Below are 10,989 nucleotides of genomic sequence, written 5' to 3'. Positions count from 1 at the left end.
TATTAACACCTTAACACCCACCCCCCCTCCCCCCCCCCCCCCCCGCCCCCCCCCCCCCCCCCCCCCGCGGGGGGCCCCCCCCCCCCGGGGGGCCCCCCCCGGTCCACCGGCTCACGCCTCCTCGTCGGCGGCCTTCCGCGGCACCCCCGCCGCCCGGTAGGCCGCCTCCTCGTCCAGCGTCTCCGCCTCCAGCAGCGCCGCCGCCAGCGCGTCCAGCCGGGGCCGCTGCTCGGTCAGGATCCGCACCGCGTCCTCGTAGCACTCGGCGACGATCCGCCGGGCCTCCTCGTCCACCGCGTCCAGCGTGGTGGGCGCCGCCGAGAGCCCGTACGCGCCCTGGGCGTCCGCCGGCACGGCGGTGAGCCGCCCGACCCGCTCGCTCATCCCCCAGCGCCCGGCCATCCCGCGGGCGATGTTGGTGACCTGCTCCAGGTCACTCTCCGCGCCGGTGGTGATCACCCCGTAGACCACCTGCTCGGCCGCCATCCCGCCCAGCGCGCCGATGATCCGGCCGCGCAGGTAGGGCTCGGTGTACGAGTAGCGGTCGTTCTCCGGGGTGGAGAGGGTGACGCCGAGGGCGCGGCCGCGCGGCACGATGGTGATCTTGCGGACCGGGTCCGCACCCGGCTGGAGCATGCCCAGCAGCGCGTGCCCGCTCTCGTGGTACGCCGTCCGCTCGCGCTCCTCCTGCGGCATCACCAGCGGCCGCACGGCGCCGAGTTGGACCTTCTCCAGGGCGTCCGAGAGGTCCCGCTCGTTGACCGCGTCCTGCTGCCGCTTGACGGCCAGCAGGGCGGCCTCGTTGACCAGGTTGGCGAGTTCGGCGCCGGTCATCCCGGGGGTGACCTTGGCCAGTTGGACGAGGTCGGTGTCGCCGGCCAGCGGGACGCTCCGGGTGTGGATCCGCAGGATCGCGGCACGCCCCTCCCGGTCCGGCGGGCTGACGGTGATCCGGCGGTCGAAGCGGCCGGGGCGCAGCAGGGCCGGGTCGAGCACGTCGGCCCGGTTGGTCGCGGCGATCACGATGACGCCCTCGGAGCCGGTGAAGCCGTCCATCTCGGTGAGGATCTGGTTGAGCGTCTGCTCGCGCTCGTCGTGCCCGCCCATGCCGCCGCCGGCACCCCGCTGGCGGCCGATGGTGTCGATCTCGTCGATGAAGATGATCGCCGGCGCCACCTTGCGGGCCTCGGCGAACAGTTCGCGGACCCGGCTGGCGCCGACGCCGACGATCATCTCGATGAACTCCGAGGCGGAGGCGGAGAAGAACGGCACGTCCGCCTCGCCGGCCACGGCCCGGGCCAGCAGGGTCTTGCCGGTCCCCGGCGGGCCGCTGAGCAGCACTCCGCCCGGCAGCTTGGCGCCGAGCTTGCGGTACCGCTCGGGGTTCTTCAAGTAGTCGACCACCTCGGTGAGTTCGGCCTCGACCTCGTCGATGCCGGCCACGTCGGCGAAGGTGGTGCGCTTGCCCTGGTCGGCGGTGACCGGCTTGGGCGGGGCCTTGCGGCCGAGCGGCCCGCCGCCCAGTCCGCCGGCCATCCGGCGGGCGAGCAGCACCCAGATGAAGACCAGCAGCAGCATCGGGGCGAGCGAGAGCAGCAGGTTGGTGAGGAAGCTGCGCTGCTGGACCGGGGAGGTCGCGGTGACCTCGACGCCCTGCTGCTGCAGGGTGCCCCACAGGTTGTCACCCGCGAAGGAGGGGCGCTGGGTGTCGAACTCGGTGTAGTCGCCCTTGCCGCCGTCGGGTTTGGGCTGGGCGCTCTTGAGCGTGCCCTCGATCGCGTCGCCCTTGGAGTAGATCTTGGTGATGTTGCCCTTGTTCAGCTGGTTGTTGAACTCGGTGTAGGAGATCGTGGTGGCGCCCTCGTTGCCGAAGAACGACAGCAGCAGGTCGGAGATCAGGAACACCACGAGTGCGGTGAGGACGAGGCCCGCCCAGCCGCCGGGCATCCGGCGGCGGGGCGGCGGCGGGGGCGGGGCGCCCTCGGACCGCCAGGGCTGGTCGGGGGTCTGGCGCGGCGGCACGGGTTCGGTCACCCACCGGACAATACGGACAGCCGCTCGGGCGGGCCAACCGCAACGCCGCGCCCGAGCCGCCGTCCGGCCGTGCCGAGGCCCCCGACCGGCGGTTATGCCGCGCTGCCCGGCCACTCCTCGGCGGTCAGCGCGAACCGCTCGTGGTCGCGCCAGTCGTTCTGGAGGAACAGCATCCGCGGGGTGAAGCCCTCGTGCCGGAAGCCCAGCCGCTTGGCCAGCGCGATCGAGCGGTCGTTCTCCGGCTGCACGTTGATCTCCAGCCGGTGCAGGCCCAGCCCGTCGGCCGACTGCGGGGCGAAGCAGCGGTCCAGGACCAGCCGCAGGCCCTCGGTCATCCGCCCGGTGCCGGCGAACGGCAGGTACGAGTCGTAGCCCAGCGAGGCGTTGCAGAACCGGCCCATCACGATGTTGGCGACGTTCACCTTGCCGACCAGCCCGCCGGTCTCCCGGTCGAGGATCAGGAACGTGCGCAGGCCCGCCCCCTGGCGCCCCAGCAGTTCCGGCAGCCCGTCCGGCTCGACCGGGTTCCACCGTCCGATGTGCTCGGCGGACCGTCGGACCGCCTCCGCGTACGCAACCTCGTCCTCGGCCCTCGGGGCCCTGATCATCACTCGCATGCCGACATCATCGGGCACGCGAACGGCCCGCCGCCCGGGGATCACCGGACGACGGGCCGATCACAGTCGACCAGAACCGGCCGAGGACTGCAGAGGACCGCAGAGGACTACAGCAGGTCCTTGAACTCCTTGGGCAGTTCGAAGTCGGAGGGGCCCTTGCCCGCACCGAGACCGAACGCGCCGCCATCGGCCGGACCCTGGCCGGCGCCCGGGCCGAGCGCGCGGCGCTCGGCGGCCGCGGCCTCCTCCTGCGCGCGCTTCAGCGGGTTGCCGCTCTTGCGCTTGCCCTTGGCCTGCGGGGCCTTCTTGCCGGACTTCTTCGCGCCGCCGCCCATGCCGGGGATCCCCGGCATGCCGGGCATGCCCTTGCCGGAGGCCATCGCGGACATCATCTTGCGGGCGTCGAAGAACCGCTCGACCAGGTTCTTGACCTCGCCGACCTGGACACCCGAACCCTTGGCGATGCGGGCCCGGCGGGAGCCGTTGATCAGCTCCGGCTCGGCGCGCTCGGCCGGGGTCATCGACTTGATGATCGCGCCGACCCGGTTGACGTCCTTGTCGTCGATGTTGTTGATCTGCTCGCGGATCTGGCCCATGCCGGGCAGCATGCCGAGCAGCTTGGAGATCGAGCCCATCTTCTGGACCTGCTCCAGCTGGGACAGGAAGTCGTCCAGTGTGAAGGCCTTCGGGCCGCCGCGCAGCTTCGCGGCGATCTTCTCGGCCTCGGCCTGCGAGAAGGTCTGCTCGGCCTTCTCGATCAGCGACAGGACGTCGCCCATGCCCAGGATGCGCGAGGCCATCCGGTCCGGGTGGAAGGCGTCGAAGTCGTCGACCTTCTCGCCGTTGGAGGCGAACATGATCTGTCGGCCGGTGACGTGGGCGACCGACAGGGCGGCACCGCCGCGGGCGTCGCCGTCGAGCTTGGAGAGCACGACACCGGTGAAGTCGACGCCCTCGAGGAAGGCCTGCGCGGTGGTGACCGCGTCCTGACCGATCATCGCGTCGACGACGAACAGGACCTCGTCCGGGTTCACCGCGGCGCGGATGTCGGCGGCCTGCTGCATCAGCTCGGCGTCGATGCCCAGGCGGCCGGCGGTGTCGACGATGACGACGTCGTACTGCTTCTGCTTGGCGTACTCGATCGAGTCCTTGGCGACCTGCACCGGGTCGCCGACGCCGTTGCCCGGCTGCGGGCCGTAGAAGGCCACGTCGGCCCGCTCGGCCATCACCTGGAGCTGGGTGACCGCGTTGGGGCGCTGGAGGTCACAGGCGACCAGCAGCGGGGTGTGCTTCTGCTTCTTCAGCCAGGCGCCGAGCTTGCCCGCGAGAGTGGTCTTACCGGCACCCTGCAGACCGGCCAGCATGATGACCGTCGGGCCGCTCTTGGCGAACCGCACCCGGCGGGTCTCGCCGCCGAGGATCGCGATGAGCTCCTCGTTGACGATCTTGATGATCTGCTGCGCCGGGTTCAGCGCACCGGAGACCTCGACGCCGGCCGCGCGCTCCTTGACCTGCTTGATGAAGGCCCGGACGACCGGCAGCGCGACGTCCGCCTCCAGCAGCGCGATGCGGATCTCGCGGGCGGTGGCGTCGATGTCCGCCTCGCTCAGGCGGCCCTTGCCCCGGAGGTTCTTGAACGTCGCTGCGAGGCGATCGGAAAGGGTGTCGAACACGTCGGCGCGGGTCCTCTGCGGCATCGGTATCAGTACGGTCGTCGTCCCCCAGGGTATCCGGCCGCCCCGGGTACGGTCTCCACCCCCGTACGGCGGATCCGCGAACCGGCTCACGCACCCGCCGGGGACCGGCCCGCACCCCCGCCGGGGACCGGCTCGCGGACCGGCCCCGGACCGGCCCGGGAGCGGCCCTCAGCCCAGCGCCGAGCGGACCGCCGCCGCCACCTCCGCGGCCCGCTCGGCGGTGAGCGGACGGCCCGCCGGATCGGTCAGGTAGAAGGAGTCGACGGCCTCCGCACCCAGCGTGGAGACGTGCGCGGTGCGCACCCGCACGCCCGCCCCGTCCAGCGCCCGGCCGATCCGGTGCAGCAGCCCGGGGGCGTCGTGCGCGCGGACCTCCAGCACGGTCGCGGTCGCCGAGGCGACCGCCGGCGCCACCGCGACCAGCGGCGGTGGGGTCGGTATCCCCCGGCGGCGCGGGGCGGCGGCGTCCCGCTCGGCGAGCCGGCGGGAGACGTCCAGCGAGCCGTCCAGCGCCCGCCGCAGGTCGGCGCGCAGCCGGGCCGCCTCCGGCAGCTCGCCGTACTCGGCCGCCACCCGCCAGGACAGCAGCAGCACCGGGCCCGCGCCGATCGGGTCCAGCTCGCGCAGCCCGGCCGAGCGGACGGTCAGCCGGTGCAGGGCGAGCACCCCGGCGACCGTGCCGAGCAGCCCGGGCCGGTCCGGGACGGCCAGGGTCAGTTCGACGCCCATCGGTTCGGTGCCCGGGGCCGTCCCCTCCGCCTGGGCCAGCAGCGACAGCGCGGGGGCGTCGGTGCGGGCGGCCTCGACCGCGAGCCGCTCCTGCTCGGTGCTGGGCGCCGCCTCCGGGGGCGGGGCGCCGCCCCCGGCCAGCTCGGCGGCGACCCGCGCCACCAGGCCGTCCACCAGTGAGGCCCGCCAGCCGCTCCACGCCGCCGGACCGGTGGCCAGCGCGTCGGCCTCGGTGAGCGCGTGCAGCAGTTCCAGCTCCAGCAGCGAGCCGACCGCCTTGGTGACGGCCTCGACGGTGGCCGGGTCGTCCGGGTCCCGCCGGGTCGCGGTCTCCACCAGGGTCAGGTGGTGGCGGACCAGCACCGCCAGGGTCTCGGTGTCCTCGGCGGGGAAGCCCATCCGGGCGGCCAGGTCGCGGACGATCACCTCGCCGGCCTCGCTGTGGTCCCCGGGCCAGCCCTTGCCGATGTCGTGCAGCAGGGCGGCGACCAGCAGCAGGTCCGGCCGGGCCACCCGGCGGGTCATCGCGGCGGCCCGGACCGCCGTCTCCACCAGGTGCCGGTCCACCGTCCAGCGGTGCACCGCGTTGCGCTGCGGCCGGCAGCGCACCCGCTCCCAGTCCGGCAGCAGCCTGGTCACCAGGCCCTCCGCTTCCATCGCCTCCCAGACCGGGACGGCCGCCTCCCCCGCCCCCAGCAGGGTGACCAGCTGCTCGCGCGCCTCGTCCGGCCAGGGCACCGGCAGCGGACGGCACTCGGCGGCCAGTCGGCGCACCGTGGCGTAGGAGACGGTCAGCCCGTTCTGGGCGGCGGCGGCCGCGGCCCGCAGCGGCAGCACCGGGTCGGCGGCCGGGCGGGCGGCCTGGGCGAGCACCGCCTCGCCGTCCTGCTCGACCACGCCCTCGGCGAGCGGGCGGCGGTCGACGGCGCCCCGGGCCACCGCGCCGCTGCCGCGGCCGGCCCCGGTGAATGGGAAGCCCCGCCGGACCGCCCGGCGACCGCGGCCGGACCGGGCGGCGAGCACCCGGTCCACCGCCCGCCAGGTGACGTCGCTGGCGTAGGCGATGGTCCGGGCGGCCTCGTAGACCTGGCGCAGCAGGGTGTCGGCGTCCAGCACCCCGAGCCGCTCGGCGACCTGGTCCTGGTCCTGGAGGCCGAGCCGCTCGGTGGCCCGGCCGGTGGCCAGGTGCAGCGCGTCGCGGACGTCGGCGAGCCGCAGCGCGGCCGCGTCCAGGCCGTCCCGGGGCGCGTCGGCGAGCCAGCTGGCGGCGACGGCGTCGAGCGCGACCAGGTCGCGCAGGCCGCCGCGGGCCTCCTTCAGGTCGGGCTCCAGCAGGAAGGACAGTTCGCCGTGCCGCTCGGCCCGCTCCCGGCCCAGCTCGCGCAGTTCGGGCAGGCGCGCGGGGGCGCTCGCACGCCAGTCGGTGAGCACCGCGGAGCGCAGCGCGGCGGTGAGCGCCGCGTCCCCGGCGAGGTGCCGGGCGTCCAGCAGGCCGAGCTGGGCCTTGAGGTCGGTGGCGGCGACGGCGCGGGCCTCGGCGGGGGTGCGCACCGAGTGGTCGAGCTGGGCGCCCGCGTCCCACACCGGGTACCAGATCCGCTCGGGCAGCTCGCGGTCGATCGGGCCGTCGTGCAGCAGCAGGACGTCCAGGTCGCTGCGCGGGGAGAGCTCGCCCCGGCCGTAGCCGCCGACGGCGACCAGGGCGACGCCGAAGAACGGGGCGCCGGCGGCGGCCAGCAGTCCGGCCAGCCAGTCGTCGGTGAGCCGGGCGAGCGCGGCCCGGCGCGGCCGGCCGGTCAGCCCGGGCCGCTCCAGCAGCGCGGCCCGGGCCGCCGCGTGGTCGGTGGGTGGGGAGGCGGGCTCGGCGGGGCTGTTCTCGGTGGTCATGCGCGGGATCCCGTCCGTGGTGCGGGTGAGCCGTCGTACGGATGAGCCGTGGTACGGCTGAGCGGGGATGCGCCGACGGGCGGGCCCTCGCCCCGGGGAGGGGCGGGCCCGCCGGATCGGTCAGTGCCTCACAGGGCGTCCGGGCCGCGTTCGCCGGTGCGGACCCGGACGGCGGTGTCGACCGGGACGCTCCACACCTTGCCGTCGCCGATCTTCCCGGTCCGGGCGGCCTTCACCAGGACGTCGATCAGGTCGTCGGCGTCCTCGTCCTCGACCAGCACCTCGATCCGGATCTTCGGAACCAGGTCGACGGTGTACTCGGCGCCCCGGTAGACCTCGGTGTGACCGCGCTGGCGGCCGTAGCCGCTGGCCTCGGTGACGGTCAGGCCGTGGACCCCGAAGGCCTGCAGGGCGGCCTTCACCTCGTCCAGGCGGTACGGCTTGATCACGGCGGTGATGAGCTTCATCGGGCGTCGACCTCGGTCTTCTCGGCGGACTTGGCAGCGGGCTTCCCGGCGGGCTTCCCCCCGGCCGCGGGGCCGGCGGCGGTGCCGGTCGCGGTACCGGAGGCGGCCCCCGGCGCGGATCCGGCCGCGGAGCCGGACGGGGAGCCGGGTGCGGAACCGGACCCGGCGCCGAGCCCCAGGGTCGGGAACGCCCGGGCCAGCCCCGCACCGACGGCGCTGAAATCGTAGGCGGACTCGGCGTGTTCGGCCTGGTCGATGCCGGCCACCTCGACCTCCTCGGGGACCCGGAAGCCGACCAGCCTGTCGACCGCCTTGGCCAGCAGCCAGGACAGCACGAAGGAGTACGCCGCGACCACCGCCACGCCCATCGCCTGCTTGCCGAGCTGGCCGAACCCGCCGCCGTAGAACAGGCCCTTGGCGGTCTGGCCGACCCCGCCGGTGGCGAACAGGCCGATCAGCAGCGAGCCGATCGCCCCGCCCACCGCGTGCACACCCACCACGTCGAGCGAGTCGTCGAAGCCCCAGCGGTACTTGAGCGAGACGGCGGCGGCGCAGACCCCGCCCGCGACCAGGCCGATCGCCACCGCGCCGAGCGGGCTGACCGAGCCGCAGGCCGGGGTGATCGCGACCAGTCCGGCGACCGCGCCGGAGGCGGCGCCCAGCGTGGTGAACGCGCCGTGCCTGAGCTTCTCGTAGACCAGCCAGCCGACCAGCGCCGCACCGGTGGCGACCTGGGTGTTGACCATCGCCATCGCGGCCACGCCGTTGGCGGCCAGCGCCGAGCCGGCGTTGAAGCCGAACCAGCCGAACCACAGCAGCCCGGAGCCGAGCATCACCAGCGGCAGGCTGTGCGGGCGCATCGGGTCCTTCTTGAAGCCGACCCGCTTGCCCAGCACCAGACAGAGCGCGAGGCCCGCGACACCGGCGTTGATGTGCACGGCCGTGCCGCCGGCGAAGTCGATCACGCCGTTTCTGTCGCCCAGCCAGCCGCCGTTGCCGTTGTCGACCATGAACACCCAGTGGGCGACCGGGAAGTAGACCACCGATACCCAGAGCGCGATGAACAGGCCCCAGGCGGAGAACCTGGCCCGGTCCGCGACGGCGCCGGAGATCAGCGCCGGGGTGATGATCGCGAACATCAGCTGGAAGATCGCGAAGGCCGTCACCGGGATCGACCCGGTCAGCTCGTTCAGTCCGATGTGGCGCATCCCGAGGAAGTCCAGGTTGCCGATCAGCCCGGCGAAGGCGTCCGGCCCGAAGCTGAGCGAGTAGCCGTAGAGGACCCAGAGCACGCTGACGATGCCGAGCGAGAGGAAGCTCATCGCCAGCATGTTCAGTGTGCTCTTGGCCCTGACCATGCCCCCGTAGAAGAAGGCCAGGCCCGGGGTCATCACCATGACCAGGGCCGCACTGATGAGCACGAAGGCGGTGTCGCCCGCGCTGAAGCCGTCCGGCATCGGCGTCTCCTCTGCGTCCAAGCCGCTCCGCCCCCGGGAACGCGTCCCGTGGCACCCGGGGTGTCGGCGATGAAGAGGAGAGTGCCGAAGGCGGGTTTCGGCCAGTGCGGTCGGTTGTTTCGCGGCCGTGACGCGTGCGTCGCCCGGGTTACGGGCGCGTGAACCACGGCCCCGCCGGTGGGCCGGATGGCTTAACGTGCCCGCCACCCGGGCGCCCGCGGGCGGAAATGCCACCGACCGTGGCGGCGGCGGCCGTCACGGTCGGTGGAGTCTCCGGCCGGGGTTCGCTCAGACCACCGAGACGAACTCCGGGATGTCCTGGACCACCCGCTCCTGGAGCCGGCTCACCGCGTCCACGCCCTGGAACCGGGCGGCCGCGGCCTCCGTGGTCTTGCGGACCCGGGAGTTCAGCCGCTCCGAGCGCACCTTGGTCGCGATGTCCACCGCCTGCTCGGCGTAGCGCGCCGCCTCCTCGGCCTCCTTCTGCAGCAGGTGCACGCTGGCCATGCCGACCAGGTTGAAGGCGTACGAGCGCACGTGGTCGTCGTCCTGGCGGAACAGGTCGACCGCGCGCTCCATCACCGGCGCGGACAGCGAGGCGTACAGCTGGGCGTTGTCCGAGTGGTACGCGAGGTCGCGGAAGGAGTGGGCGTTCTCGGCGTTCAGCTCGGCCGGCGAGAAGAACTTCAGCCAGTCCGGGTCGCCGTCGCCCTCGCGGATGTCGGTGAAGGTGTCCTCGGCCAGCCGGATCGCCCGGGCGCAGCGGTTCACCTCGCCGATGGTGGCGTAGGCGCGCGCCTCCATCGCGTACAGCAGGGACTGCTGGCGCGGGGTGGCGGTGTCCCGGCTGCCGTACTGCGCCAGGTGGATCAGCTCCAGGGCGTCCTCGCCCCGGTTGAGGTGGATCATCTGGCGGCTCATGTCGGTGAGGATCAGCGCGCCGAACGGGCGGTCGCCGGCCTCCTTGGCCGCGTGCAGGGCCAGCACGTAGTACTTCTGCGCGCTCGGGTGCATCCCGACGTCGTAGGACATCCAGCCGGCCAGGTGGGCGAGTTCGGCGGTGAGCCGGAACAGCCGCTTGGTGGTGTCCTCGTTGTACGTCTCCTGCAGCAGGTCGGTGACCTCGTGGAGCTGGCCGACCACGGCCTTGCGGCGCAGCCCGCCGCCGTTCTGGGCGTCCCACTGGCGGAACATGACCGTGGTCTGCTCCAGCAGTTCCAGCTCGGGCTCGGAGAGCCGGCCGGTGAACGCCTCGCCGCCGTTGGCCGCGGTGAGGATCGGGGTGGGGACGCCGGTCGGGCCGGGGGCCAGCCAGCGCTGCATCGGCTCGATCAGCGCGGCGCCGGCGGTCAGCGCGAGCGAGGTGCCGAGGAAGCCCCGGCGGTTGAGCATCAGGTCGCTGCGGGAGTAGTCACTGATCAGCTGGACGGTCTGCGGGGCACTCCACGGCAGGTCCACCCCGCCGCCGACGGTGGAGACCGGGATCGCGGCGCGCAGGCCGAGGTCCTCGATCGAGACCACCGAGCCGAAGCGCTCCGAGAACAGCTCCGACATGATCTTGGGGATCGGCTCCCGGGGCTGCTCCCCGTCGAGCCAGCGGCGCACCCGCGAGGTGTCGGTGGACACGTGGTGGGCGCCGATCTGGCGGGCCCGGCGGTTGACCTGGCGGGCCAACTCCCCCTTGGACCAGCCGCTGCGGGCGAACCACGTGGTCAGCTTCTCGTTGGGTTGCTTCTCTGCCATGGGAGTCCCATCCCGCCCGGCCCCTGCGGGGCCCCGATCGTGACCGCCCGACGGTTGCGGGCTCTTGCCGGACGTGCCGTTCCTGAGGTGTTGCGTACCGCCTCGTCGTACTGGTGTGCCATCGTCACGGACGGTGCGTCAGATCCCCAACTCCCGTTCCCCGACGGCCCGGAGCAGGATTCTCCGACCACGTCCGTGTGCTGAACGTAGTGCCCTGCGAGGCACCCGTGGGAGCGCCCCTGGCGAAACGCCACCTTTCGCCACCCCCAGGAGTGAACCGAAGCCCGGGGGCACACGCTTCACTAGGTAGTCGCGACGGTCCGGCATATGCGGGCCGCCAAGTCGCCCGGCCAGTCCC

General features: G+C 73.6%; 7 protein-coding genes. All 7 read right to left on the bottom strand.

Annotated features, from left to right (window positions below):
• Positions 1-111: 111 nt before the first annotated feature.
• Complete coding sequence (gene ftsH, locus ABTZ03_RS24985; protein WP_350515296.1) at positions 112-2,034, bottom strand: ATP-dependent zinc metalloprotease FtsH; 1,923 nt, start codon at positions 2,032-2,034, stop codon at positions 112-114.
• Between the two features lie 92 nt (positions 2,035-2,126).
• Positions 2,127-2,651 carry a GNAT family N-acetyltransferase gene (locus ABTZ03_RS24980; RefSeq protein ID WP_350515295.1) on the bottom strand — a complete coding sequence of 175 codons (525 nt, stop codon included), beginning with the start codon at positions 2,649-2,651 and terminating at the stop codon, positions 2,127-2,129.
• A 107-nt stretch (positions 2,652-2,758) separates the two neighbouring features.
• On the bottom strand, positions 2,759-4,324 hold the full coding sequence (gene ffh / locus ABTZ03_RS24975) for a signal recognition particle protein (RefSeq protein ID WP_350515330.1): 1,566 nt from the start codon (positions 4,322-4,324) through the stop codon (positions 2,759-2,761).
• Between the two features lie 192 nt (positions 4,325-4,516).
• Positions 4,517-6,964, bottom strand: a complete 2,448-nt coding sequence (locus tag ABTZ03_RS24970; protein WP_350515294.1) for a [protein-PII] uridylyltransferase — start codon at positions 6,962-6,964, stop codon at positions 4,517-4,519.
• Positions 6,965-7,092: 128 nt separating this feature from the next.
• Positions 7,093-7,431 (bottom strand): P-II family nitrogen regulator, encoded by a 339-nt coding sequence (locus ABTZ03_RS24965; protein ID WP_350515293.1) that lies wholly within the window; start codon positions 7,429-7,431, stop codon positions 7,093-7,095.
• Positions 7,428-8,888, bottom strand: a complete 1,461-nt coding sequence (locus tag ABTZ03_RS24960) for an ammonium transporter (protein ID WP_350515292.1) — start codon at positions 8,886-8,888, stop codon at positions 7,428-7,430. Before ABTZ03_RS24960 ends, ABTZ03_RS24965 begins: the two co-directional genes overlap by 4 nt.
• 288 nt (positions 8,889-9,176) lie before the next feature.
• A complete protein-coding gene (gene nsdA / locus ABTZ03_RS24955; protein WP_350515291.1) occupies positions 9,177-10,631 on the bottom strand; it encodes a transcriptional repressor NsdA in 1,455 nt (484 codons plus the stop codon).
• Between the last annotated feature and the right edge of the window lie 358 nt (positions 10,632-10,989).

Origin of the sequence: Kitasatospora sp. NPDC096077 (assembly GCF_040303245.1) — a bacterium.
In the GTDB taxonomy this organism is placed as follows: domain Bacteria; phylum Actinomycetota; class Actinomycetes; order Streptomycetales; family Streptomycetaceae; genus Kitasatospora.
Note: the sequence above shows the minus strand (reverse complement) of the source record. Positions and strands in the feature narration are given on the sequence as shown.

What these genes read in the sequence shown, in the direction of transcription:
- nsdA (WP_350515291.1), bottom strand. Translation starts at nt 10,631, where the DNA reads ATGGCAGAGAAGCAACCCAACGAGAAGCTGACCACGTGGTTCGCCCGC.
- ABTZ03_RS24965 (WP_350515293.1), bottom strand. Translation starts at nt 7,431, where the DNA reads ATGAAGCTCATCACCGCCGTGATCAAGCCGTACCGCCTGGACGAGGTG.
- ABTZ03_RS24960 (WP_350515292.1), bottom strand. Translation starts at nt 8,888, where the DNA reads ATGCCGGACGGCTTCAGCGCGGGCGACACCGCCTTCGTGCTCATCAGT.
- ABTZ03_RS24970 (WP_350515294.1), bottom strand. Translation starts at nt 6,964, where the DNA reads ATGACCACCGAGAACAGCCCCGCCGAGCCCGCCTCCCCACCCACCGAC.
- ABTZ03_RS24980 (WP_350515295.1), bottom strand. Translation starts at nt 2,651, where the DNA reads ATGCGAGTGATGATCAGGGCCCCGAGGGCCGAGGACGAGGTTGCGTAC.